Origin of the sequence: Salipiger sp. CCB-MM3 (assembly GCF_001687105.1) — a bacterium.
Taxonomy (GTDB): Bacteria; Pseudomonadota; Alphaproteobacteria; order Rhodobacterales; family Rhodobacteraceae; genus Salipiger.
Map to the genome: position 1 here is coordinate 538,575 of NZ_CP014596.1, position 24,333 is coordinate 562,907.

Here is a 24,333-nt window from a genome sequence, read left to right on the forward strand (position 1 = left end):
CTCGCGGGGTGCTCGGATTTGGCAGAGATAAAGCGCAAACCTCAAGGGCTTTTGCGCCATCCCCCGGGCCGGCGCTCGCCCCGCTCGCAACATGTCCAAACCCAACAGAAAAGGCCGCCGGAATTTCCGGCGGCCTCTTTGTCATTCTGTAAGCGGTGGCTCAGCCCTTGCGGTGCTTCTTGGGGCCGGCCTTCTTGTGGGCACCGTCGGTGTCGCGGAAGGTCTTCTTGGCACCGAACTTGCCCTTGGGCTTGTCGCCGTCACGGCGCGGGCGGTCGAAGTCGCCGTCCTCGGACTTGCGCTTGAAGCCACCTTTGCCGGGGCCACCGAAGGCCTTCTTCTTGAAGCCGCCTTCCTTGCGGAACCCGCCGCCGTCCTTCTTGAAGCCACCGGGCTTCTTGGGGCCGCGCGGCGCGCCTTTCAGCTCTTCGGGGAGGCCATCGACCTCTTCCATCACGAGGCCCTGCGCCACTTCCATGTCGGGGCCGAGCGCTTCGAGGAAACCGTCGACTGCATTGGCAGCGATCTCGACGTAGGTCAGCTCGTCGGCGATGCGGATGGCGCCAAGCGACTCGCGGGTGATCTGGCCGGCGCGGCAGATCTTCGGCAGCAGCCAACGCGGGTTGGCATTGCCTTCGCGGCCCACGGTCACGGTGAACCAGCGGCTCGGGCCAAAGGGCTCGGAGCGCGGCGCGCGCTCGGGGCGCGCATCCACCGGCAGCAGTTCCTCGGGGGCCGAGCGCAGGCCGCGCCACTGGCGGACCATGGCGGCGGCGATCTGCTCCGCCGAATATTTCTCGGTGATCTGCTTGATCAGCGTCTCGTCGGTCTCGGGCGAGGGATCGGTCCAGATCGGATCACCCATCAGGCGGGCTTCGTCCTTTTCAAGGACGGCATCGGCGCTGGGGGCTTCGAGCCATTCGGCCTCGACCTTGGCAAAGCGCATGATGCGCTCGGCCTTCTTGCGGTCGCGCAGCTGCACGATCAGCGCCGAGATGCCCTTGCGACCGGCGCGGCCGGTGCGGCCCGACCGGTGCAGCAGCGCTTCGTTGCTCTGCGGCAGTTCGGCGTGGATCACCAGATCGAGGTTCGGCAGGTCGATGCCGCGGGCGGCCACATCGGTGGCGACGCAGACCCGGGCGCGACCGTCGCGCATCGCTTGCAGCGCGTGGCTGCGCTCGTCCTGGCTCAGCTCGCCCGAAAGGCCGACCACGGCAAAGCCGCGGTTGGTCAGACGCGTGACCAGCCGTGCCACGGTGGCGCGGGTGTTGGCAAAAACGATGGCGTTGGGCGCTTCGTGGAAGCGCAGCAGGTTGGTGATCGCGTTTTCCTGATCGCCCTGCGCCACGGTGATCGCCTGATAGGAGATGTCCGAGTGCTGCTTCGATCCGCCCTGCACCGAAACGCGCTGCGAGTCGCGCTGGTAGCGCTGCGCCAGCTGCGCGATCTGCGGCGAGACGGTGGCCGAGAAGAGCAGGGTCTGGCGCTCGGGGTTGGAGGCTTCGAGAATGGTCTCGAGGTCTTCGCGGAAACCGAGGTCGAGCATTTCGTCGGCCTCGTCGAGCACCACGGCCTTGACCTGCGACAGGTCAAGCGCGCCGCGGCGCAGGTGGTCGCAAAGACGGCCGGGGGTGGCAACGACAATATGCGCGCCGCGCTCCAGCGCCCGGCGCTCGGTGCGCGCGTCCATGCCGCCGACGCAGGAGGCCATCACGGCGCCCGCTTCGGCATAGAGCCACGACAGTTCGCGTTTCACCTGCAGCGCCAGCTCGCGCGTCGGCGCGATGATCAGCGCTTCGGGGGCACCGGCGGCGCCGAAGCTTTCGGCGTCACCCAGAACGGCGGGGGCGATGGCAAGGCCGAAGCCCACCGTCTTGCCAGAGCCGGTCTGCGCGGAAACCAGAAGGTCGGCACCGGCGAGCGCGGTGTCGGTCACCGCTTCCTGTACCGGGGTGAGTGTTTCGTATCCGCGGGCTTGCAGAGCGGCTGCGAGGGTCTGTTTCAAAGTCTGAGATCCGATCCAAGGACTGTCGGCGAAGGATGTCGGTACGAGGAGTCAGACCGAGTCAGGGCGCCGGGAAAGGGTGCGCTATATACCCTGCATCCGAGTCCGTAAAGCGTCGATTAGGGTCAGCCGAGCATGGCCGAGATGAGATAGAAGCATACCGCCGACAGCAGCGCCGAGGCCGGCACGGTGACCACCCACGCGGCGGCGATGGTCAGGAAATGCGAGCGGCGCACCAGCTTGCGGCGCTGACGCTCTTCCACCGGAAGCGGCTTGCGGCCATTGGCCTTGTTCAGTTTGCGGGCGCGGCGGGCCATGTACCATTCGCGGAAGAAGCCCACGCCGAAGATGCCGCCAACGGCGATATGGGTGGAGCTGACCGGCAGGCCCAGCCACGAGGCGATGATCACCGTCACCGCCGCCGAGAGCGCCACGCAATAGGCGCGCATCGGGTTGAGCTTGGTGATCTGGCTGCCGACCATGCGAATGAGCCGCGGGCCGAAGAGGATCAGACCGCAGGAGATGCCCACCGCGCCGATCACCATCACCCAAAGCGGGATGGACACTTCGGACGCGCCTTCGGTGCCGGTCTGCAGGGCATCGACGATGGCCGCCAGCGGGCCAACCGCATTGGCCACGTCATTGGCGCCATGCGCGAAGGACAGAAGCGCCGCCGAGACCACCAGCGGCAGCCGGAACAGCACCTTCAGCGAGGCGTTGCGGTTTTCCAGCCCTTCGGACTGGCGACGCACCAGCGGCACAGAGATCAGGCCGATGAGGATCGCGGCGCCAAGGCCGATCAGCAGCGCCATCGGCATGTCGATATGCATCACCTTCTTCAGGCCCTTGAGGGCGAGATAGGTGGCAAACGCGCCCGACATCAGGCCGATCAGCACCGGCACCCAGACACGGGCGGCGGCGATGCGGTCGGGGACATACATCACCCGCCACTTGATGAAGGCCAGCATACCGGCGGCGATCACACCGCCCATCACCGGCGAGATCACCCAGCTTGCGGCGATGGCGCCCATGGTTGGCCAGTTCACCGTGGCAAAGCCCGCCGCGGCGATGCCCGCGCCCATCACGCCGCCAACGACGGCATGGGTGGTGGAAACCGGCGCGCCGATCCACGTAGCGAGGTTGACCCAGAGCGCCGCCGAGAGCAGCGCCGCCAGCATCGCCTGCACGAAGAGCCCGCCATGATCGAGGCTGGTGGGGTCGATGATGCCCTTGGAGATGGTCGAGACCACATCGCCGCCTGCCAGCAGCGCGCCGGCGCTTTCGCAGATCGCGGCAATGGCGATGGCCCCGGCCATCGACAGCGCGTTCGAGCCCACGGCGGGGCCCATGTTGTTGGCCACATCGTTCGCGCCGATGTTGAGCGCCATATAGGCCCCGAAGGCGGCGGCGACGACGATGATCATCGTGCCGGGCGTGGCACCGGCGACAAGACCGGCGAGCAGCGCCATCAGGGCGATAAAGACCAGCGAGACGCCCAGACCGACGAGCGGGCGCGCGGTATAGAGCGACGCCGACTCGAGCAGGGACATCCGATTGAGGTCCTTGTCCAGCGTCGGCCAATCTTTATTGGTGTCATGCGCGCTCATCGCCGCATCCTTCATCCGTGTCTGTCAGAGAGCGGCGGTCAGCGAAACTTTTCGAGCGCTTTCAGGATCGCCGGCAGGCGGCGGAACAGGGCGCTGAGCTCTGGTTCTTGAACCATGCCCGCAGCCTCTTCGGGGCTGACCCAGCGCCGCTCGCGCTGCCCGGCCTCGGGGAAGTTATCTTCGAGTTTCGTGACCTCGGTGGCATAGACATGCACTTTGGTGTCCACCGGCAGGCCGCCATCAAGCCGCTTGTCATAGTGGTAGGTGCCGATCTCGGTGGGCGGAACGTCCGGCGGGGTGACCCCGGCCTCTTCCCACGCCTCGCCCATCGCGGCGCCTGCGGCGTCGAGCCCGGCCTTGGGCCAGCCCTTGGGCACCACCCAGCGTCCGGTGTCGCGCGATGTGATCAGCAGAACCTCAAGCGCGCCGCCGTCCGGGGCATAGCGGTAGCACATCGCCGCGATCTGGAATCGCGGCGGCCGCCGGAAGGCCGGGCCAAGAAGCGTATGCAAGAGTTTCCGAAACATGGCGGGCCTCCTAACACCAAAGGATCGGCGACATCAATCTGTCATAGGGCTCTGTCGCTTTTATGTCGCATCTGTGACGCATGGTCATCGGCCTTGGGGATGGGCTTTTGCTGCGCTCATCTGCTTGACGGCGGCCCGGCGGAGCCACAGCTTACCGCTCAAAACAGACTCAAGGAGCTTGCCATGACGTCCACAGCCATCGACCCCGAGCTGATCGACCGCCTTGCCGAGGTTGCCGTGCGCACCGGCGTAAACCTGCAGGAAGGTCAGCAGCTTGTGCTGACCGCACCGGTTTCGGCGCTGCCGCTGGTGCGGGCGGTGACCCGCGCCGCCTATCGCGCCGGTGCCTCGCTGGTGACCCCGCTGCTTTCGGACTCGGAGGTTGCGCTCGCGCGCTTTGAGGACGGGCAGGACGTCACTTTCGATGTGGCTCCCGGCTGGCTCTATAACGGTATGGCCGAGGCCTTCGGAGAGGGCGCGGCGCGCATGGCGATCGTCGGCGAGGACCCGATGCTGCTTGCTGAACAGGACCCGGCAAAGGTCTCGCGAGTCGGCAAGGCCAACTCCAAGGCCTACAAACCGGCGATGGAAGAGATCACCAACTTCAAGATCAACTGGTCGATCTGCGCATGGCCGGGCGTGGCATGGGCCAAGCGCATGTTCCCCGAGCTTTCCGAACCCGAGGCGCAGGCCAAGCTGGCCGAGGCGATCTTTGCCGCCTCGCGCGTCGATCAGGCCGATCCCGTCGCTGCTTGGGCCGAGCATAACGCCGCGCTGCGCACACGCACCGAATGGCTGAACTCCGAGCGTTTCGCGGCGCTGCATTTCACCGGGCCGGGCACCGATCTGACGGTGGGGCTGGCCGACGACCACGAATGGCACGGCGGGGCCAGCTCGGCGCAGAACGGCGTGCAGTGCAATCCCAACATCCCCACCGAAGAGGTGTTCACCACGCCGCACGCGCAGAAGGTCGAAGGCACCGTGCGGTCGACCAAGCCGCTGTCGCATCAGGGCAGCCTGATCGACGGCATCGAGGTGCGGTTCGAAGGTGGCCGCATCGTCGAGGCGAAGGCCGAGAAAGGCGAGGCGGTGCTGAAGGAACTGCTGGCGACGGACGAGGGCGCGGCGCGTCTTGGCGAAGTGGCGCTGGTGCCGCATGGCTCGCCGATCTCGCAGTCGGGTCTGTTGTTCTACAACACGCTGTTCGACGAGAACGCCGCCTGCCACATCGCGCTTGGCCAGTGTTATTCGAAGTGCTTCCTCGAAGGCGCCTCGCTGAATGCCGAGGAGATCGCGGCCAAGGGCGGCAACAGCTCGATGATCCACGTCGACTGGATGATCGGCGGGCCGGAGACCGATATCGACGGCATTCGCACGGATGGCACCCGCGTGCCGGTCTTCCGCAAGGGCGAATGGGCCTGATCGCGCGCGCGCTTTGGCGCACGCGTCAATGACAGCACCCGGCCCGGACGGTTTCCCCCGTCCGGGCCGGTTTTCCTTAAGGTCGCAGTTTCGACAAAAGTCTTAACGCAACGTTAATTTTGCTGATGGCCCATGGGCCGACTCGCGCTACACTGACCGCCGCTGCCACACGAGTGAGGGGGGTTGGTTCATGCGCAAGACACGGACGGTGACCATAAGCGGAGAGATCCTCTCCTATGCCGAGGGTCTGGTGGCCCGGGGCGAGTATCACGACATCGATGCCGCGATCGAAGGCGAGCTTCTGAAGGCGCGCGCCCGGCGGTCGGGCAAGATCAGCCCGTTCCAGAACGAGCTGCGCCAACGCCTGATGATCCAGCCCGACCAGTCGAGCGAGATGGCCCTCACCGCCGAGCCGTTCTTTGGCAACGACCCGGCGCTGGCGCGCATCCTCGACGACCGCAGCTAAGGGCATCTGCCGCGATCAATCGTGATCGTCGCGCGGGCGACCGTGTTCGGTCAGCGCGGCGATCAGCGCAGAGAGCACCTCTGCGCGGCTGCTCGTCGGGCGCTGCACCAGCCCGAGCCTGCGGTGAATGGGCGGCGCGCCGAAGGGAAACCAATCCAGCGCCGCGGTGATCGAATCCTGCAGCGCCACATAGGGGATGATCGCAAAGCCCATCCCCGCGCGCACGCAGCCCACCACCGCCGTCATCGTATTGACCGACACCACCTGCCGCGGCGCCACGCCAAGCCGGGCGATCTCGGTGTCGATCTGCCGGGCCAGCGGCACCTGCGTGCGGTAGCGGATATAGGGCACGCGGCGGATGAGGTCTTGGATCGCCAGCCCGCCGGTGCCCGGCGGGGTGATCACCACCAAGGGCTCGCTCAGCACCTCGGTCCAGCGCAGGCTTGGCGGCACGGCCACATGCTCGGCCACCAGCGCGGCGTCGAGCTGCCCCGAGACCACTTCGGCCATCAGTTCTTCGGACATGCCGATGCGCAGGCGATAGGTCAGCTCGGGAAAGCGTCCCCGCAGGGACGCCAGCGCCTGCGGCACCAATGAGTTGGCCCCGGTCCGCAATGTGCCGAGCGCCAGCGTTCCGCCAACCTCGCCGCCGCTGACCGAGGATTTGGTCTCGGTCACGATGCGCAGGATCTGCCGGGCAGAGCGCAGCATTTCGGCGCCCTTGGCTGTGAGCACCGGCGGGCGGCGCGTGCGGTCGTAGAGCCGTACGCCCAGTTCTGCCTCGAGCGCTGAGACCTGCTGGCTGACCGCAGAGGCGGTGAGATTGACCGCCTGCGCCGCAGCGGCGAAGCCGCCGTGCTGCTCGATGGCGAGAAGGGTTTCAAGCTGACGTGTATCCATGGTTGTAAGTTAAGTAAAACTACAAATGATGGCAATAATTACGCGCTTTGTGTGGCTCGAGCTTGTGTTACGTCTTTTGGCGCAAGCAAAACCACTGGCGGGCAAACCGCCGGTTCGCAACAGGGAGCCTCCCAATGAAACTCCGCACGGGCTTTGCCGCCCTTCTTACCGCAGCCACCATGATCGCCGCGCCCGCCAGCGCCGCCGATTACCCCGATCACCCGGTCGAGTTCATCGTGCCGTGGTCGCCGGGTGGCGGGTCGGACACGCTGATGCGTCTGATCGCCGGCAACATCGAGCCCTATCTCGGCACCGAGATGCCGATCATCAACATGCCCGGCGTCGGCGGTACTGTCGGCCTGCGCGAAGCCTCGCGCCGCGATGCCGACGGCTACACCATCAGCCAGGTGCACGAAGGCCTGCTGGTCGCGACCGAAACCGGCATCACCGATCTGGCGTGGGACGATTTCGAGCCGATCGCGCTGATGACCGCCTCGCCGCAGTACCTTGTGGTCCACCCGACCGAGGACTACTCGGATTTCGAGGAATTCGTCGCCTACGCCAAAGAGCACCCGGGTGAGATCACCATGGGCGTGACGCTGGGCGGTGTGCCGCACCTGCACGCGGCGATGATCGAACAGGCCTACGGCCTGCAGTTCCAATACGTCGGCTATGAAGGCACCGGCGAGCGCGTCCGCGCCCTCGTTGGCGGCAACCTCGACGCGGCGATCGGCGACATCTCCTCGTCGCTGCAATTCGTCGAGAACGGCGATCTGCAATTCCTCGCCGTTGGCTCGACCGAGCGTATGGACGCCACCCCGGACGTGCCGACCTTCGCCGAGCTTGGCCAGGACCTCGAACTGCAGGTGACCCGCGGCATCGTGATGCCGAAGGGCGCGCCGGAAGAAGCCCGCGACACGCTGGAAGCGGCGCTTGAAGAGCTGTCGAAGGACGAGACCTACATCGAGCAGACCAACAATGCCGGTGCATCGGTCATGTTCCGCGGTCAGGACGCCTACAGCGCCTATCTCGCCAAGCTCGACGAGACCGTGAAGTCGCTCTCCGAGGTTCTCGCACCGTGAGCGAGACCGGCTACGACAAGAAGCTGGCGAAGGAGGCGGGCGAGATCGCCCGTCTCCTGAGCTATGTGCTGATCCTTTTCGCCTCGGTCGGTCTGTTTCTTGCAGCGGCCGGGATTCCGACATCGCGTTTCGAGCGCCTCGGCGCTGGCGCCTTCCCCAAGATCGTCTTTGCGGGCATCGCCTTGATGGCGGTTGTGGCCATCATCGACGCGCTGCGCAAAATCCCTTCGGACGCCTATGGCCGTTTCGCCGCGCAGACCTGCGCATGGGCGCGCCGCAGCTACCTCGTTTTCGTGACGCTGGCGGCGCTGGCGGTCTACCTGATCCTGATCCCGCTGCTGGGCTTCTCCATCGCCAGCTTCCTCTTCATCCTCGGGGTCGAACTGGTGCTGATGCCGCGCCGTCCGGCGACCATGCTGATCGCGGTGATCGTGGCGGTTGTGTTCTCCTTCGGGCTGAACTGGCTGTTTGCCGAGGTCTTCAACGTCTTCCTGCCGCGCGGGGTGCTCTGACATGGACAGCTTTATCTCCGGCGTCGCGCAGATCTTCACGCTCGCCACGCTGATCTACATGCTTGCCGGTTCGGTGGCGGGCATCATCGCCGCCGCCATCCCCGGCTTTACCGTCACCATGGCCATCGTGCTGACGCTGCCGCTGACCTTCACCATGGAGCCGCTTCAGGGCATCGCGGTGATGCTGTCGGTCTATGTGGGCGGCTACACCGGCGGGCTGATCTCGGCGGCGCTGCTCGGCATTCCCGGCACACCCTCGTCGGTCGCCACCACCTTCGACGCTTTCCCCATGGCCCGCCGCGGCGAGCCGGGACGCGCGCTGTCGCTGGGCGTCTGGGCCTCGTTCTTTGGCACCATCATTTCGACGCTGGTGCTGATCGTCGCCGCACCGCCGCTGGCGATGTTCGCGGTGAAACTCGGCCCGTGGGAATATTTCTCGCTGATCGTCTTCGCGCTGACCATCGTCGCCTCGCTGGTGGGCGACAGCGTGATCCGCGGCATGCTGGCGGGGCTGATCGGTCTTGCCATCTCGACCGTCGGCGCCGATCCGATCATGGGTCGTCCGCGCTTTGATTTCGGCATCGAGATGCTGCAGTCGGGCCTGCCGTTCCTCGTGGTGCTGATCGGCATCTTCGCGATCTCGCAGCTGACCTCCGAGGTCGAGGACGCCAAATCCGTCCGCTCGGGCAATGCGCTGGTCACCGGCGCCATCGACTTCCAGACCTGGAAAGTGATGAAAGAAGTGCTGATGCGTCCGGTGAACCTGATCCGCTCGTCCATCGTCGGCGTGCTGATCGGCGCGCTGCCGGGGGCCGGTGGCTCGATCGCCAACCTCGTCGCCTATGATCAGGCCAAGCGCAATTCCAAGGACCCGGACAGCTTCGGCAAGGGCAATCCCGATGGCGTCGTCGCCTCGGAGGCGGGCAACTCGGCGACTGCCGGTGGCGGTCTTATCCCGCTGATCGGGCTTGGCATTCCGGGCTCGGCGGTGGATGCGATCCTGATGGCCTCGCTGATGGTGCACGGCATTTCCGTGGGCCCGCGGCTGATCATGGATCACGCCGATCTGGTCTATGGCATGTTCGTCGCCATGGCCGTGGCCTCGCTGATGATGCTGGTGGTCTCGGTCCTGTCGATGCGGCTCTTCCTGCGCGTCGCCGAGGTGCCGAAATGGCTGATCGTCCCCGTGGTGATGGTCTGTTGCGTCGTCGGCTCCTTCGCGCTGAACAACCGGGTGACCGACCTCTACCTGCTCGGTTTCATCGGGGTGGCGGGCTATGCGCTGCGCGCGCTCGGCTATTCGCTGGCGCCGCTGGTGCTGGGCGTTATCCTTGGCCCGATCGCCGAGACCAACCTGCGCCGGGCGCTGATGACCGATGCCGACCCGATGCTTTTCGTTACCCGCCCGATCAGCCTGATCTTCCTTATCGCAGCCGTGCTTTCCATCGCCTGGGCGATCCGCGGCCACCTCAAACACCGCAAAACCTCCGGGAGGAGTTCCGATGCGTCTGCGTCATGATCCCGTCTACCCGTCGCGCCGCTCGCCCGTTCTGGCCGAGAACGTCGTCGCGACCTCTCAGCCTCTTGCCACGCAGGCCGGGCTGACCATCCTGCAGCAAGGCGGCAACGCGGTGGATGCCGCGATTGCCACCGCCGCCGCGCTGACCGTGGTCGAGCCCACGGGCAACGGCCTTGGCTCGGATGCCTTCTGCATCCTCTGGGACGGCAAGCAGCTGCACGGTCTCAACGCCTCGGGCCGCGCGCCTGCGGCATGGTCGCCCGAGCGGTTCCCCAATGGCATGCCGCAGCACGGCTGGGACGCGGTCACCGTCCCCGGTGCGGTCAGCGCGTGGGTGGAACTGTCGGAGCGCTTTGGCAAACTGGGTCTGGCGACGGTGCTGGCTCCGGCGATCCGCTATGCCGAGGAAGGCTTCATCGTCTCGCCGGTGATCGCCACGCTTTGGGCCAAGGGGGCCGAGACGCTGGGCAAGCAGCCCGGTTTCGCCGAGACCTTCATGCCCGGCGGGCGCACGCCGAAAGCGGGCGAGCGGTTCCGCAATCCGGGCGCTGCGCGCACTCTGCGGGCGATTGCCGAGACCAAGGGCCGTGCGTTCTATGAAGGGGAGATCGCCGAGGAAATCATCGCCTTCTCGAACGCCAATGGCGGCGCGATGACGATGGAAGATCTCGCGGCTCAGAAGCCCGACTGGTGCGGCACCGTCAGCCAGTCCTTTGACGATGTGGAACTGCACGAGATCCCGCCGAACGGGCAGGGGATCGCCGCGCTCATGGCGCTGGGGATGCTGCAGCACACCTCGATCCGCGAGCATGGCCCGGACGATCTGACCGCCGTGCACCTACAGATCGAGGCGATCAAACTGGCCTATGCCGACCTGCACGCCTACGTCGCCGATCGCGATCATATGACCGAGGTCGACGAGACCGCGCTGCTTGATGCCGAGTATCTGAAGTCGCGCGCGGCGCTGATCTCGGAAGACAAGGCGCAGGACTTTGGCCCCGGTGCGCCGAAGCGCGGCGGCACGGTGCTGCTGAACGTGGCAGATGCCTCAGGGATGATGATCAGCTTCATCCAGTCGAACTATGCGGGCTTTGGCTCGGGCGTGGTGGTGCCGGGCACCGGCGTGTCGATGCAGAACCGCGGTTTCGGCTTCACCACCGAAGCAGGGCACCCCAATCAGGTGGCAGGCGATAAGCGTCCGTTCCACACGATCATTCCGGGCTTTGCCATGAAGAACGGTCAGCCGCTCATGGCCTACGGCATGATGGGCGGTCCGATCCAGGCGCAGGGCCATATGCAGCTGCTGCTGCGCACCGAGCTTTGGGAGCAGGACGTGCAGACCGCCGCCGACGCCCCGCGCTGGCGGATGATCCAAGGGCTCGACGTCGCCTGTGAGCCGAGCATGGCGCCCGAACTTCTGGACGGGCTCAAAGCGCTTGGGCACAAGGTGCAGATCGAAGCCCCGGACAACGCCTTTGGTTTCGGCGGAGCACAGTTGGTGCATCGTCTGCCGGAAGGCGGCTATGCGGCGGGCTCGGATCCGCGTAAGGATGGGCAAGCCGCGGGCTTCTGAAGCCCCGGCAGACCCCCGCAAGTTTGGGTGAGGGCGCGGGGCAAGCCGCGCCTTCGCCATTGAAGGGAGCGGCGCGCGCGCCGACGAGGAAAGAGCAGGAGACGAGATGAAGTATCTCAAACGCATCGGCATCGACACTTATATGCTGCTGCTGATCGCGACGGTGTGCCTTGGCGTGCTGCTGCCCGCGCAGGGCGTGGCGGCAGCCGGGCTGAAGCATGTGACCTTCTGGGCCGTCGCGCTGCTGTTCTTTCTTTATGGCGCCAAGCTCGATCCCAGTTCGGTGCGCGCGGGGCTGATGAACTGGCGGCTGCAGGGGCTGACCTTCGCCGCGACCTACCTGATGTTCCCGGTGATCGGTCTTGCTCTGGCGGCGATTTTCTCGCCCGCGCTGGGGGCGACGGTGACGCTGGGGCTGATGTTCCTGTCGGTGCTGCCCTCGACGGTGCAATCGTCGATCGCCTTCACCTCGATCGCGGGCGGCAATGTGCCCGCGGCGATCTGCGCCGCTTCGGTGTCGAACATCGTCGGCGTGGTGTTGACCCCGCTCTTGGTGGCGCTGCTGCTGCACACCGGCGATGGCGGCGTCAGCCTCGACTCGGTGATCAAGATCGGCACGCAGATCCTGCTGCCCTTCGTGGTTGGCCAGATCGCGCGGCCGTGGATTGGGGGCTTTGTGAAGAAGCACAAGGTTCTGACCATGGTGGTCGACCGTGGCTCGATCCTGCTGATCGTCTATTCGGCGTTCAGCGCGGGCACGGTGTCTGGGCTCTGGCAGTCGATCCCGGTGGCCAGCCTGATCATGCTGGCGCTGGTGGTGCTGGTCTTTCTTGCCATCACCATGGGGCTGATGGTCGGAGCCGGAAAGCTCTTCGGCCTGCCGTATCCGGACCGGGCGGTGCTGTTCTACTGCGGCTCGACCAAGAGCCTCGCATCGGGCCTGCCCATCGCAACGGCGCTTTTCGCGGCGGACAAGGTGGGCGCGATCGTGCTGCCGGTGATGATCTATCACATGAGCCAACTGCTGGTCTGTGCCTTCATCTCACAAAAGGCGGCCCGGCGCGAAGAGGCGGGCGCAGTGCCCGCGAGTTGAGCGGCTTCCCAATGCGATACCCGAAAAGACCCGGCTGGCGCCGGGTCTTTTTCTTTTTGAGACGCCTCCCTCTCTCCCTGCCTGCCTGCTTTGGCGGCGGCATAGGCAAAGCCTAATCAAGGCAGAAGAACTTCGTAATTTTTTCGATGTTTCCCGAGCGTTAGAAGGGGCAGTATCGGCCCGTCGCCACGGAAGGACTGCGCATGCCCAAGGAAACCATCGATACGCTCGTCATCGGCGCCGGTCAGGCCGGTGTGGCCATGAGCGAGCATCTGGGGCGCGCGGGCATCCCGCATCTGGTGCTCGAGAAAGACCGTATCGCCGAGCGCTGGCGCAGCGGGCGCTGGGATTCGCTGGTGGCCAATGGACCCGCGTGGCACGACCGCTTTCCCGGCATGGAGTTCGACGGCGACGGCGAGGCCTTCGTCGGCAAGGACGATGTGGCCGACTACTTCGAGCGCTACGCCGGAAAACTGGGCGCGCCGATCCGCTGCGGCGTCGAGGTGACGCGGCTCACGCGGCTGGACGGGCAGGCCGGGTTCCGGGTCGAGACCTCGGACGGGGTGATCGAGGCGCGCAACGTGGTCTCGGCGACCGGGCCGTTCCAGAGGCCGGTGATCCCGCCGGTGGTGCCGCAGGACGCGCCGGTCACGCAGCTGCATTCCGCCGCCTATCGCAACCCGCAGGCGCTGCCCGAGGGGGCGGTGCTGGTGGTCGGCGCGGGCTCCTCCGGCGTGCAGATCGCGGATGAGCTGAACCGGGCCGGGCGGCAGGTCTATCTCTCGGTCGGCCCGCATGGGCGCCCGCCGCGGCGCTACCGCGAGCGCGATTTCGTCTGGTGGCTGGGGGTTCTGGGCCTTTGGGACATCGAAGCCCCGGCGCCCGGCACCGAGCATGTGACCATCGCCGTCAGCGGCGCCGAGGGCGGGCGCACCATCGACTTCCGCCGTCTCGCGTCGGAAGGGATCACGCTGGTGGGCCGCACGGAAAGCTACGCCGCAGGGCGCATCAGCTTTGCCGGGGATTTGCGCGCCAATGTCGAGGGCGGGGATGCCGACTACCTAGCCATGCTCGACAAGGCCGACGCTTTCGTGGCGCGCAACGGGCTCGACCTGCCCGAAGAGCCCGAGGCCCGTGCGCTTCTGCCGGATCCGGACTGCATGCTGTCGCCGCTTGAGACGCTGGATCTGGCCGAGGCGGGGATCACGAGCATCATCTGGGCCACGGGCTATGCGCTCGATTACGGCTGGATGGAGCTCGATGTGTTCGACGAAACCGGCCGCCCGCGTCACCAGCGCGGCGTCTCGCCCGAGCGCGGGCTCTATTTCCTCGGCCTGCCGTGGCTGTCCCGGCGGGGCTCGAGTTTTATCTGGGGGGTCTGGCACGATGCAAAGCACATCGCCGACCAGATCGCCATCCAGCACACCTATGACACCTATGATGCCGAGGCCCGTGGCCTTGGCAGCGGCAGCGAAGCTGCAGAATAACCAACGGAGCGCCAAATGGCCCACACCCGCATTCGCAAGTTCAACACCAAGGACACCTACCCCGAGCAGAAGCTCGACAACGATCTGTGTCAGGCGGTGGTCGCCGAGGGCAAGATGGTGTTTCTGCGCGGTCAGTGTCCGCAGAACCTCGACGATGCCAAGAACATCGAAAGCCATGACCCGGTCGAGCAGACCCATAAGGTCATGCAGAACATCAAGCAGTTGATGGAAGAATGCGGCGGCGCCATGGAGCATGTGTGCCGGGTGCAGGTGTTTCTGACCGACGTGCGCAACCGTGAGGCGGTGTACCGGACCATGGGCGAGTACATCAAGGGGGTGCACCCGGTGTCCACTGGCCTCGTTGTGACTGCGCTGGCGCGTCCCGACTGGCTGGTCGAGATCGAGGCGACCGCTGTCATCCCCCATGATTACAAGGGCTGACCCCGCATGACTTTCTCGCTCGTCGCCCGCTGTCCCGAGACCGGCATGTTCGGTCTGGTGATCTCGTCCTCGTCGCCCGCCGTCGCGGCGCGCTGCTCTTATGCGCGCGCCGGGGTCGGGGCTGTGTCCTCGCAGAATGTCACTGATCCTTCGCTCGGGCCGCTGGCGCTGGACCTCATGCAGGCGGGCAAATCCGCGCCCGAGGCCATCGAAGAGGTGCGCGCGCGCGGCAAGTTCATCGAATACCGGCAGGTTCTGGCGGTGGACAGCGCGGGCCGCACCGCGATCCACTCGGGGCCGAACTCGCTGGGCATCTGGACGCAGGCGCAGGCCGAAAACGCTGCGGCGGGCGGCAATCTTTTGGCCAATGACAGCGTGCCCGAGGCCATGGTCGACGGCTATCTTGGTGCCACGGGGCACATTGGGGACCGGCTGATCGCGGCGCTGCGCGCCGGGCTGATGGCGGGTGGCGAGGCGGGGCCGGTGCATTCGGCGGGGATGAAGATCGTCGATCAGGTCAGCTGGCCCGTGGCCGACCTGCGCTGCGACTGGACCGAGGCGTGCCCGATCGACGCGGTTGCCAAAGCGTGGGAAGTCTACAAGCCGCAGATGGACGCCTATGTGCAACGCGCGCTCGATCCGCGCGACGCGCCGTCCTACGGTGTGCCGGGCGACGAATAACGGCAGGTCAGGTGAAGGCAGGGCAGGGCGGCCAAGGGCCGCCTTGCCTTCAGGCTCAGGGTCCGGCGGCTCAGCCGACGATCAGTTGCTTGAGCTTCAGCGCCTCATATTCCAGCGCGGTGAGCCGGTAGTTCACCACGTCACCGATCGAGACCATGCCGATCAGCGCGCCGTCCTCGAGCACCGGCAGGTGACGGAACCGCCCGTCGGTCATCCGGCGCAGCACCCGCACCAGCGTCTCGTCGCGCCCACAGGTCTCGAGCTCGGAGGTCATCAGATCGGCCACGGTCTTGGGCAGCGTGCCGCCGGGGGTGTCGGCAAGCTGCCGCACGACGTCGCGCTCGGACAGGATGCCGACCAGTTCGCCCTGCGGGTCCTTCACCAGCAGCGCGCCGATCCGCTTGTCGCGCAGAATCTTCACCGCCTCGGCGATGGTCTCCTGCGGCTGGATCCAGAAAAGCTCGCCGCTCTTGGCGTCCAGAACATGGCCGACCGTCGCTTCGGCAGCCGAGAGATTCGTCTCGATCGATTGGCTGTGAGTCGTTTCGTGCTGGTCGTCGTCGCGGGTATGAGGCTTGTATGATGCGGGCATGATGCTCCCCTCCTTGAACCTCTCTTAGGTTAGTGCAATCAGCGCACCTGTAAACGCATTCCGACGGAGAGCCGTGCCCCATGCCCGAGATGACGCTCACACCGGCCCTCGCAACGGTGATCTTCGTGATCGCCTGCCTTGCGGGATATCGCTATCGCAGCGTGTGGAAGGCCGAGGGGCCGCGCTGGCAATTGTGGCTGTTCGGCTTGGTCGCGGCGGTCTGCCTGCTGGTACTTGGGCTGACGCCGCTGACCGGGGGGTAAGGCTGCCCGGAACCAAGGCGAAGCCGCCGGGCGAGCGCCTGCCCGTCCCGGCGGGCTGGCGCTTTGGCCACATTGCACGACGTGTTGATTGCGCTCGGATCTGGCTGCTATAAATCGCGGAGTTCAGAACTTGCGGCGCCATCCCACGGGCCGGCGCTCGCCCGGCTCGCGCGGCACGGTCAGTTCCGACAAACGAAAACGCCGGCCCTTGGGCCGGCGTTTCGCTATCTGTCAGGTGATCCGCAACTCAGGTGGTGGCGCGTTCCTCACGCTCCATGTCCTCGAGCATCTTGCGGGCCTTGGGGCAATGCAGGCGGTCGCGCAGCGGGCTGTCGGGATCGATCTCTTGCTTGCAGACCACGCAGTGATCGGCGCCGGCTATGGCGTTGAGCCCGCCGCAGCTGCCCTTGATCGTGCGCCCGTTGAGGATGACGCCAAGCGCCATGCCCAGCATCACGATCATCAGAAGTCCGAAAGCAAGGATGAAGGTCGACACTGCGCCCTCCTTTCAGCGGTTGCGGCGGTTTAGGCTCAGGCCTGCAGCGCGGTGAAGCGCTTGTTCGGCGTCAGTTCGAAGCCTTTGTCGCCCGCTTCGCCGGCACGATCAATGAAGAGCACCGCCATATCACGCTCATTTGCGATCTCGAGACCGCGCTCGCGGCCCAGCACCAGCAGGGCGGTCGCCCAAGCGTCGGCCAGCATGGCGTTCTCGGTCATCACGGTCACCGAGGCGGTGCTGTGGGTGACCGGACGGCCGGTGGTGGCGTCGATGATGTGCGAGTAGCGCTTGCCTTCGTAGTCGAAGAAGTTGCGGTAATCGCCCGAGGTCGCCATGCCCATGTCCGACACGGCCACGACCTGCTGAACGCCGCGGTTGAAGGCTTCGGGCGTCTCGATGCCGATGTGCCACGGCTGGCCATCGGGGTTCTTGCCCGCGGTGTAGAGATCGCCGCCGACCTCGACCATGTAGTCGGTGATGCCGAAGCTGGCGAGGGTGCGCGACACCTGATCGATGCCGAAGCCCTTGCCGATCGCCGACAGGTAAACTTCTGCGTCGGGGCGCATCTTCTGCAGAGCGCGGTCGCCGACGTTCACCGACTGGGACTGGCCGCAGCAGGCCAGCGCCTGTGCGATTTCCGAATCGCTGGGCATGTCGGAGCGGGTTTTGCCTGCGCCAAAGCCCCAGAGGTCGAGCAGCGGGCCAACGGTGACATCGAAGCGGCCATCGGTGGCGGCGTTGATCTCTTGCGCGGCTTTCATCACATGCGCGACTTCATGCGAGACGGCGAAGTCGTCGGTGGCGCCTGCGGCGTTGAAGCGCGAGATTTCCGAGCTGGAATCCCAGTTCGACATCTGCGCGTTCACCTGTGCCAGGCTGGCGTCCACGGCCTTTTGAAGCTCGGCCTTGTCGATCTTGTTGCTGTGGTCGATCGCAGCGATCGAGTAGCTGGTGCCCATGGTCAGGCCGGAGAGTTCGAGGACAGACCATCCTTTCTTGCACGCTGCCAATGCAAAGGGCATCACGAGGAAGCTACGGCGAGAGAAGGTAAGAGGGTTCATCCGGGATCTCCGCAAGAAACTGTTGGGTCGACGATGAGACAAAGGGCTTCTGAGCCGTTTTGGCGGGTGATTCAATATTAAATTCGAAACTTTCTCGTCAAACTCTTCCAAACTGCGGCTTAGCGGCGCATAAGGCTGCCGGAAAATGGACAGGACGAAGCGACGTGCAGCAATATACGTTGAGAAAAGGTCTCGATGTCCCGGTGCTGGGGACACCCGAAGGCGGAATCGAAGACGGTGCAGCGGTCCGGACCGTTGCAGTTCTGGGGCAGGATTACATCGGTTTGAAGCCGAGACTGGCGGTTCAGGAGGGCGATATCATCGCCGCTGGCGCGCCGATCTTCGCCCATAAGGATACCCCCGAAGTGCAGGTGACTGCGCCGGTATCTGGCCGAATCAAGGCGATCAACCGCGGCGCCCGCCGCGTGCTGATCAGCGTCGAGATCGAGGTCGACCCGAGCGCAGCAGAGCCGGTGGATTTCTCCTCTGTAGGGGATTCGAGCACTGCGGACGGTCTGGCCGAGCGCCTCTGTGCGTCGGGCCTGTGGACGTCGTTCCGCACCCGCCCCTATTCGAAGGTTCCCGCCGCCGACGCGCGTCCCGCGGCGATCTTCGTCACCGCGATGGACAGCGAGCCGCTCTCGGGCGACGCCGCGGCGATCATCGCCGAGGATGGCGCTGCCTTCAGCCGTGGCCTGCAGGCAATCACCGCGCTGACCGAGGGCAAGACCTACCTCTGTCAGGAAATCGGCAAGGACGTGCCCGGCGCGGACCTGCCGGGAATCACCGCAGCGGGCTTCTCGGGGCCGCACCCCTCGGGTCTTGCCGGGACGCACATGCATTTCCTCGAGCCGCCGTCGACCGCCAAGACGGTCTGGTCCATCGGCTATCACGACGTGATTTCCATCGGGAAGCTGCTGGAAACCGGCAAGCTTGATTCGTCGCGCACCATCGCGCTCTCGGGTCCGATGTGCAGCCGTCCGCGCCTCGTGCGCACCGTGGCGGGCGCGTCGATGACCGACCTGCTCGGCGATGATCTGAAGACCGATACGCCGCTGCGGGTGATCTCGGGCTCGATCCTCAGCGGTCGCGCTGGCGAGGGACCGACGGCCTATCTGGGCCGCTACGCGCGCCAGATCACGGTGATCAAGGAAGACCACGAACAGATTCCGATGGGCTGGATTCGTCCGATGCCGTCGAAGTTCGCGGTTCAGCCGGTGCTCGGCTCCGCCTTCACCAAGAAGCTCTATGCGCTGACCTCGAACCTCAACGGTGGCCGCCGCGCCATGGTGCCGATCGGCACTTTCGAAGAGCTGATGCCGCAGGACTACCTGCCGACTCAGCTGCTGCGCGCGCTGCTGGTGATGGACACCGACACGGCTCAGGCGCTTGGCGCGATGGAGCTGGACGAAGAGGATCTTGGCCTCTGCGGCTTTGCCTGCCCGGCCAAATACGAATATGGCATCGCCCTGCGCGACAGCCTCACCAAGATCGAGAAGGAGGGGTAAGGCCTTGGGTCTTCGCAATTTCTTTGATCGGATCGAGCCGCAGTTCCTAAAAGGCGGCCGCTTCGAGAAGTACTTCCCCGTCTACGAGATGGTGGAGAGCTTTATCTACACCCCGAAGACGGTGACCACCGCCGCGCCGCACGCCCGCTCGTACATCGATATGAAGCGGATCATGACCTATGTGGTCATCGCGACGATCCCCTGTATCCTCTTCGGCCTGTACAACACCGGTCTGCAGACCAACATGGCGATCACCGAATACGGCGCATCGGGCTGGCGCGCGGCGATCATCGACGCGCTCGGCATCGGGTTCAACCCGGCCAACCCGCTGGCCAACATCCTGCACGGGCTGCTGTATTTCCTGCCGATCTACATCGTGACGCTGATCGCGGGCGGCATCTTCGAGGTGATCTTCGCGGTCGTGCGCGGCCACGAAGTGAACGAGGGCTTCCTCGTGACCTCGATGCTTTATGCGCTGATCATGCCGGCCTCTGCGCCGCTGTGGCAGGTCGCGCTCGGCATCATCTTCGGCGTGGTGATCGGCAAGGAAGTCTTTGGCGGGACCGGCAAGAACTTCCTCAACCCGGCACTGGTCGGACGTGCGTTCCTCTACTTCGCCTATCCGGCGCAGATGTCGGGCGACACGATCTGGACCCCGGTTGACGGTTTCTCGGGCGCAACCGCGCTGGCGGTGGGTGCAAGCGACGGCGTCGCCGCGCTGCCGCAGCACGGCATCACCTGGATGGACGCCTTCATCGGCACGATTCAGGGCTGTATCGGCGAGACCTCGACGCTGGCCTGCCTGATCGGTCTGGCTTTCCTGCTTGCCACGAAGATCGCCAACTGGCGCCTGATCGTCGGCTGTCTGGGCGGGATGATCGCTTTCTCGACGCTGCTCAACCTGATTGGGTCCGACAGCAACCCGATGTTCGCCATGCCGTGGTACTGGCATCTGGTGATCGGCGGCTACGCCTTCGGCCTCGTGTTCATGGTGACCGAGCCGGTCTCGGCCAGCCACACTAACTTCGGGCGTTACATCTACGGCGCGCTGATCGGTTTCATGGTTGTGATGATCCGTGTCATCAACCCGGCTTTCCCCGAGGGCATGATGCTTGCGATCCTGTTCGGCAACGTGTTCGCGCCGCTGATCGACTACTTCGTCGTTCAGGCCAACATCAAACGGAGGGCCAAGCGCAATGTCTGACACCAATGCGAACAAGGGCATGATCCGCCGTTTTCTGGACATGCCGCCGGATTCCACCGTCAAGACGGTGACCGTGGCTGTGGTGCTCTGCCTCGTGGCGTCGATGATCGTGTCGGCTGCGGCGGTCTCGCTGCGCCCGGTACAGGACACCAACCGCCTGCGCGACAAGCAGCGGAACGTTCTGGAAGTGGCCGGCGTCTACGAGCCCGGCATGAACATCGCCGAAGCCTTCAAGTCCTTCGAGCCGCATGTGCTCGAACTCGACACCGGCGAGTTCACCGACGAGTATGACGTCGCGACCTTTGAAGAGCTTGCAACCTCGGGTGATCCCGCTCTGGTGCGTGCGCTCGACGAGGACCCGGCGGGCCTTGGCGGCTCGCAGCAGATCTTCCAGATGGTCTATATCCTGCGCGACGACGCGGGCGAGATCGACAAGGTGGTGCTGCCGATCGAGGGCTACGGCCTGTGGTCGACGCTCTACGGCTTCATCGCGCTGGAAGAGAACGGCAACGACATCTACGGCCTGCAGTTCTACCAGCAGGGCGAGACCCCCGGCCTTGGGGCCGAGGTGGACAACCCGCGCTGGAAGGCGCTCTGGAACGGCAAGAAGCTGCGTGACGAAGACGGCACGCTGCAGATCACCGTTGCCAAGCAGCCGCCCGCAGCGGGCCGCGAGTACTATATCGATGCGCTGGCCGGGGCGACCCTGACCTCGCGCGGTGTCGACAACCTTGTCCGCTTCTGGATGGGTGAACAGGGCTACGGCCCGTTCCTCGAGCGGCTTAAGGCAGGAGAGATCTGATGGCCCAGACCCGCAAATCCCAGCTCGTCGATCCGCTGATCGACAACAACCCGATCACCCTGCAGGTGCTTGGCATCTGTTCGGCGCTCGCCGTGACCTCCTCGCTGAAGGTGGCGCTGGTGATGGCCATCGCGGTGACGCTGGTGACCGCCTTCTCGTCGATGTTCATTTCGATGCTGCGCAACCAGATCCCCGGGTCGATCCGGATCATCGTGCAGATGGTGATCATCGCGAGCCTCGTGATCGTGGTGGACCAGCTGCTCAAGGCCTATGCCTATGAGATCTCGAAGACCCTGTCGGTCTTCGTCGGCCTGATCATCACCAACTGCATCGTGATGGGCCGTGCCGAAGCCTTCGCCATGAGCAACCCGCCGGGTGCCAGCTTTGTGGACGGTCTGGGCAACGGCCTCGGCTACGGCCTGATCCTGATGGTCGTCGGCGTGATCCGCGAGCTTTTCGGCTCGGGCTCGCTGTTCGGCATCACCATCCTGCCGACCGTCAACAACGGTGGCTGGTATGTGCCCAACGGCCTGCTGCTGCTGCCGCCCTCGGCGTTCTTCGTGATCGGCCTGCTGATCTGGGCGATCCGTGCCTGGAAACCGGGTCAGGTCGAAGAGCGTGAATACAAGATCCAGAGCGTGGAGGCGCACTGATGGAAGGTCTCATCTCACTCGCCGTAAAGGCGGTCTTCGTCGAGAACCTTGCGCTGTCGTTCTTCCTCGGCATGTGTACCTTCATCGCCGTGTCGAAGAAGATCTCGACGGCCATGGGTCTTGGGGTCTCGGTGATGATCGTGCAGGCGATCACCGTGCCCGCCAACAACCTGATCCTCGACTATCTTCTCGCGCCGGGCGCGCTGGCATGGGCTGGCTTTCCCGACATCGACCTCACCTTCCTCGGCCTGATCTCCTACATCGGGGTGATCGCCGCGCTGGTGCAGATCCTCGAGATGGTGCTCGATAAGTATTTCCCGCCGCTCTACAACGCGCTGGGTGTCTACCTGCCGCTGATCACCGTGAACTGCGCCATCCTTGGTGGCTCGCTGTTCATGGTGGAGCGCTCGTATGACTTCGCCGAGAGCCTGACCTACGGCGTCTCGTCGGGCTTCGGCTGGGCGCTGGCGATCACCGCGATGGCCGGTGTGCGTGAGAAACTGAAGTACTCGGACATTCCCGACGGACTTCAGGGGCTGGGCATCACCTTCATCACCGCAGGTCTGATGGCCATGGCCTTCATGTCCTTCAGCGGCGTGAAACTCTGAGGCAGGAGGACAAAGAACAATGGAAACTTTCAGTCTCGGCGTCATCCTCTTCACCCTGATCGTGATCGCGCTGGTGACCATCATTCTGGCCGCCCGCTCGCGTCTGGTGTCGACGGGGAACGTCAACATCACCATCAACGGCGAAAAGACCATCTCGGTCCCCGCCGGCGGCAAGCTGCTGCAGACCCTCGCCGGTCAAAAGCTCTTTGTGCCCTCCGCCTGCGGCGGCGGCGGCACCTGCGCCCAGTGCCGGGTGCGCGTGCATTCGGGCGGCGGGTCGATCCTTCCCACCGAAGAGAGCCACATCACCAAGCGTGAGGCCGCCTGCGGCGACCGCCTGTCCTGTCAGGTCGCGGTCAAGCAGGACATGGACATCGAAGTTCCCGAAGAGGTCTTCGGCGTCAAGAAATGGGAATGCGAGGTCATCTCTAACGAGAACGTCGCCACCTTCATCAAGGCGCTGGTCCTGAAACTGCCGGAGGGCGAGGACGTCAACTTCCGCGCCGGTGGTTACATCCAGATCGAGGCGCCCGCGCACAAGCTGTCGTATAAGGACTTCGACGTCGCCGAGGAGTACCGGAGCGACTGGGACAAGTTCAACCTGTGGCAGTACGAGTCGACGGTCGAAGAGCCGATCGAACGCGCCTACTCGATGGCCAATTACCCGGACGAAAAGGGCATCATCATGCTCAACGTCCGCGTGGCGTCGCCGCCGCCGGGCTCGACCGGCATCCCGGCAGGTCAGATGTCGTCCTACATCTTCAACCTCAAGCCCGGCGACAAGGTCACCATCTCGGGTCCGTTCGGCGAGTTTTTCGCCCGCGACACCAAGAAGGAAATGGTCTTCATCGGCGGCGGCGCGGGCATGGCACCGATGCGCTCGCACATCTTCGACCAGCTCAAGCGGCTCGAGAACCGCGATCGGAAGATCTCCTTCTGGTACGGCGCCCGCTCGAAGCGCGAGATGTTCTTCGTCGAGGATTTCGACGAACTGGCCAAAGAGTTCGACAACTTCGAATGGCACGTCGCCCTGTCGGACGCGCTGCCCGAGGACGAGTGGAAGGGCTACACCGGCTTCATCCACAACGTGCTCTACGAAGAGTATCTGAAGAACCACCCGGCCCCCGAGGACTGCGAGTTCTACATGTGCGGTCCGCCCATCATGAACCAGTCGGTCATCAACATGCTGCTGGATCTGGGCGTGGACCGAGAGGACATCATGCTCGACGACTTCGGCGGCTGAGCCGAAAGTTCGGACAAAACGAAAGGCGGGGTCTTGGCCCCGCCTTTTGCTTTTGTGGGGGCTCCGGGGCGTCGCCGCCTCAGCCCTCGTAAAGCTCCAGCGGCAGGCCATCGGGATCGGCGAAGAAGGTAAACCGCTTGGCGGTCAGCGCATCCACGCGCACCGGCTCGACAGCGACGCCCGCCGCCTCGAGCCGCGCAACGGCGGCGTCCATGTCGGCCACGGTGAAGGCAAGGTGGCGCAGCCCTTTCGCCTCGGGGCGCGAGACCCGCTCCGGCGGGTTGGGAAAGCTGAACAGCTCCAGCTGTCCGCCGCCGGGCACCGCAAGGTCGAGCTTCCAGCTGTCGCGCTCGGCGCGGTGGGTCTCGGCGATCACCGTGAGGCCCAGCAGGTCCACATAGAAGGCGCGGCTGCGGGCGTAGTCGCCGCAGATCAGCGCCACGTGATGAAGGCCGTGCAGCATGGTGGTCCTTTCCGGCGTCTTAGCTTGGTGCCCGTTATGGGCCCTCGTCGAGGTGCCTCCAATGCGAAACAGCCGGGGCGGGGAAATTTACCAGACGTTCAGAGCTTTGGCGCAGGCTTGCC

At 65.2% G+C, this 24,333-nt stretch carries 25 protein-coding genes; 17 read left to right on the forward strand and 8 right to left on the reverse strand.

Annotated elements, in window-relative coordinates; translation table 11 throughout:
* Positions 1-160: 160 nt before the first annotated feature.
* The 3 genes from AYJ57_RS16335 to AYJ57_RS16345 form a co-directional block, all read right to left on the reverse strand.
* The gene (locus tag AYJ57_RS16335) at positions 161-2,005 is read right to left on the reverse strand and encodes a DEAD/DEAH box helicase (protein WP_066108357.1); all 1,845 of its coding nucleotides are present in this window, start codon (positions 2,003-2,005) and stop codon (positions 161-163) included.
* Positions 2,006-2,130: 125 nt separating this feature from the next.
* Positions 2,131-3,612 (reverse strand): inorganic phosphate transporter, encoded by a 1,482-nt coding sequence (locus AYJ57_RS16340; RefSeq protein ID WP_066110411.1) that lies wholly within the window; start codon positions 3,610-3,612, stop codon positions 2,131-2,133.
* A 38-nt stretch (positions 3,613-3,650) separates the two neighbouring features.
* Positions 3,651-4,139 (reverse strand): NUDIX hydrolase, encoded by a 489-nt coding sequence (locus AYJ57_RS16345; protein ID WP_066108360.1) that lies wholly within the window; start codon positions 4,137-4,139, stop codon positions 3,651-3,653.
* Positions 4,140-4,322: 183 nt separating this feature from the next.
* Here AYJ57_RS16345 and AYJ57_RS16350 point away from each other — a divergent pair, with 183 nt between their 5' ends.
* Positions 4,323-5,561 (forward strand): aminopeptidase, encoded by a 1,239-nt coding sequence (locus AYJ57_RS16350; RefSeq protein ID WP_066108364.1) that lies wholly within the window; start codon positions 4,323-4,325, stop codon positions 5,559-5,561.
* A 190-nt stretch (positions 5,562-5,751) separates the two neighbouring features.
* Positions 5,752-6,027 (forward strand): hypothetical protein, encoded by a 276-nt coding sequence (locus AYJ57_RS16355; protein WP_066108367.1) that lies wholly within the window; start codon positions 5,752-5,754, stop codon positions 6,025-6,027.
* A 15-nt stretch (positions 6,028-6,042) separates the two neighbouring features.
* Here AYJ57_RS16355 and AYJ57_RS16360 read toward each other — a convergent pair whose 3' ends face one another.
* A complete protein-coding gene (locus tag AYJ57_RS16360) occupies positions 6,043-6,927 on the reverse strand; it encodes a LysR family transcriptional regulator (RefSeq protein WP_066108370.1) in 885 nt (294 codons plus the stop codon).
* A 134-nt stretch (positions 6,928-7,061) separates the two neighbouring features.
* Here AYJ57_RS16360 and AYJ57_RS16365 point away from each other — a divergent pair, with 134 nt between their 5' ends.
* The 8 genes from AYJ57_RS16365 (at position 7,062) to AYJ57_RS16400 (ending at position 15,315) form a co-directional block, all read left to right on the forward strand.
* Positions 7,062-8,009, forward strand: coding sequence for a Bug family tripartite tricarboxylate transporter substrate binding protein (locus tag AYJ57_RS16365; RefSeq protein WP_066108373.1), 948 nt, complete (start codon positions 7,062-7,064; stop codon positions 8,007-8,009).
* Positions 8,006-8,521, forward strand: a complete 516-nt coding sequence (locus AYJ57_RS16370) for a tripartite tricarboxylate transporter TctB family protein (RefSeq protein WP_066108376.1) — start codon at positions 8,006-8,008, stop codon at positions 8,519-8,521. Before AYJ57_RS16365 ends, AYJ57_RS16370 begins: the two co-directional genes overlap by 4 nt.
* 1 nt (position 8,522) lies before the next feature.
* On the forward strand, positions 8,523-10,040 hold the full coding sequence (locus tag AYJ57_RS16375; RefSeq protein WP_066108378.1) for a tripartite tricarboxylate transporter permease: 1,518 nt from the start codon (positions 8,523-8,525) through the stop codon (positions 10,038-10,040).
* Entirely contained in the window at positions 10,024-11,613 is a 1,590-nt protein-coding gene (locus tag AYJ57_RS16380) for a gamma-glutamyltransferase family protein (RefSeq protein WP_066108382.1), read from the forward strand. The genes AYJ57_RS16375 and AYJ57_RS16380 overlap by 17 nt, the downstream gene beginning before the upstream one ends.
* Positions 11,614-11,719: 106 nt before the next feature.
* On the forward strand, positions 11,720-12,706 hold the full coding sequence (locus AYJ57_RS16385) for a bile acid:sodium symporter family protein (RefSeq protein ID WP_066108386.1): 987 nt from the start codon (positions 11,720-11,722) through the stop codon (positions 12,704-12,706).
* A 203-nt stretch (positions 12,707-12,909) separates the two neighbouring features.
* On the forward strand, positions 12,910-14,193 hold the full coding sequence (locus AYJ57_RS16390) for a flavin-containing monooxygenase (RefSeq protein ID WP_066108388.1): 1,284 nt from the start codon (positions 12,910-12,912) through the stop codon (positions 14,191-14,193).
* Between the two features lie 15 nt (positions 14,194-14,208).
* Positions 14,209-14,634, forward strand: coding sequence for a RidA family protein (locus tag AYJ57_RS16395; RefSeq protein ID WP_066108390.1), 426 nt, complete (start codon positions 14,209-14,211; stop codon positions 14,632-14,634).
* A gap of 6 nt (positions 14,635-14,640) precedes the next feature.
* Entirely contained in the window at positions 14,641-15,315 is a 675-nt protein-coding gene (locus tag AYJ57_RS16400; RefSeq protein ID WP_066108393.1) for a DUF1028 domain-containing protein, read from the forward strand.
* A 70-nt stretch (positions 15,316-15,385) separates the two neighbouring features.
* Here AYJ57_RS16400 and AYJ57_RS16405 read toward each other — a convergent pair whose 3' ends face one another.
* Positions 15,386-15,907, reverse strand: coding sequence for a CBS domain-containing protein (locus AYJ57_RS16405; protein WP_066108396.1), 522 nt, complete (start codon positions 15,905-15,907; stop codon positions 15,386-15,388).
* 80 nt (positions 15,908-15,987) lie between these two features.
* Here AYJ57_RS16405 and AYJ57_RS16410 point away from each other — a divergent pair, with 80 nt between their 5' ends.
* Positions 15,988-16,170: a hypothetical protein gene (locus AYJ57_RS16410; RefSeq protein ID WP_066108400.1), complete on the forward strand. Its 183-nt coding sequence runs from the start codon at positions 15,988-15,990 to the stop codon at positions 16,168-16,170.
* Positions 16,171-16,417: 247 nt separating this feature from the next.
* Here AYJ57_RS16410 and nqrM read toward each other — a convergent pair whose 3' ends face one another.
* A complete protein-coding gene (gene nqrM, locus AYJ57_RS16415) occupies positions 16,418-16,666 on the reverse strand; it encodes a (Na+)-NQR maturation NqrM (RefSeq protein ID WP_066108403.1) in 249 nt (82 codons plus the stop codon).
* A 35-nt stretch (positions 16,667-16,701) separates the two neighbouring features.
* Positions 16,702-17,730: an FAD:protein FMN transferase gene (locus AYJ57_RS16420; RefSeq protein WP_066108407.1), complete on the reverse strand. Its 1,029-nt coding sequence runs from the start codon at positions 17,728-17,730 to the stop codon at positions 16,702-16,704.
* A 164-nt stretch (positions 17,731-17,894) separates the two neighbouring features.
* Between AYJ57_RS16420 and AYJ57_RS16425 the strand changes: the two genes are divergently transcribed.
* Genes AYJ57_RS16425 through nqrF form a run of 6 tightly spaced genes read left to right on the forward strand, consistent with a single transcriptional unit; the run spans position 17,895 to position 23,748 of the window.
* Complete coding sequence (locus AYJ57_RS16425) at positions 17,895-19,238, forward strand: Na(+)-translocating NADH-quinone reductase subunit A (RefSeq protein ID WP_066108410.1); 1,344 nt, start codon at positions 17,895-17,897, stop codon at positions 19,236-19,238.
* A 4-nt stretch (positions 19,239-19,242) separates the two neighbouring features.
* On the forward strand, positions 19,243-20,442 hold the full coding sequence (locus AYJ57_RS16430) for an NADH:ubiquinone reductase (Na(+)-transporting) subunit B (protein ID WP_066108413.1): 1,200 nt from the start codon (positions 19,243-19,245) through the stop codon (positions 20,440-20,442).
* The gene (locus AYJ57_RS16435; RefSeq protein ID WP_066108415.1) at positions 20,435-21,244 is read left to right on the forward strand and encodes a Na(+)-translocating NADH-quinone reductase subunit C; all 810 of its coding nucleotides are present in this window, start codon (positions 20,435-20,437) and stop codon (positions 21,242-21,244) included. Before AYJ57_RS16430 ends, AYJ57_RS16435 begins: the two co-directional genes overlap by 8 nt.
* On the forward strand, positions 21,244-21,897 hold the full coding sequence (locus AYJ57_RS16440) for an NADH:ubiquinone reductase (Na(+)-transporting) subunit D (protein WP_066108419.1): 654 nt from the start codon (positions 21,244-21,246) through the stop codon (positions 21,895-21,897). The genes AYJ57_RS16435 and AYJ57_RS16440 overlap by 1 nt, the downstream gene beginning before the upstream one ends.
* Positions 21,897-22,505, forward strand: a complete 609-nt coding sequence (gene nqrE, locus AYJ57_RS16445) for an NADH:ubiquinone reductase (Na(+)-transporting) subunit E (protein WP_066108422.1) — start codon at positions 21,897-21,899, stop codon at positions 22,503-22,505. The genes AYJ57_RS16440 and nqrE overlap by 1 nt, the downstream gene beginning before the upstream one ends.
* 19 nt (positions 22,506-22,524) lie before the next feature.
* The gene (gene nqrF, locus AYJ57_RS16450; RefSeq protein WP_066108427.1) at positions 22,525-23,748 is read left to right on the forward strand and encodes an NADH:ubiquinone reductase (Na(+)-transporting) subunit F; all 1,224 of its coding nucleotides are present in this window, start codon (positions 22,525-22,527) and stop codon (positions 23,746-23,748) included.
* A 79-nt stretch (positions 23,749-23,827) separates the two neighbouring features.
* Here nqrF and gloA2 read toward each other — a convergent pair whose 3' ends face one another.
* On the reverse strand, positions 23,828-24,211 hold the full coding sequence (gene gloA2 / locus AYJ57_RS16455) for an SMU1112c/YaeR family gloxylase I-like metalloprotein (protein ID WP_066108430.1): 384 nt from the start codon (positions 24,209-24,211) through the stop codon (positions 23,828-23,830).
* Between the last annotated feature and the right edge of the window lie 122 nt (positions 24,212-24,333).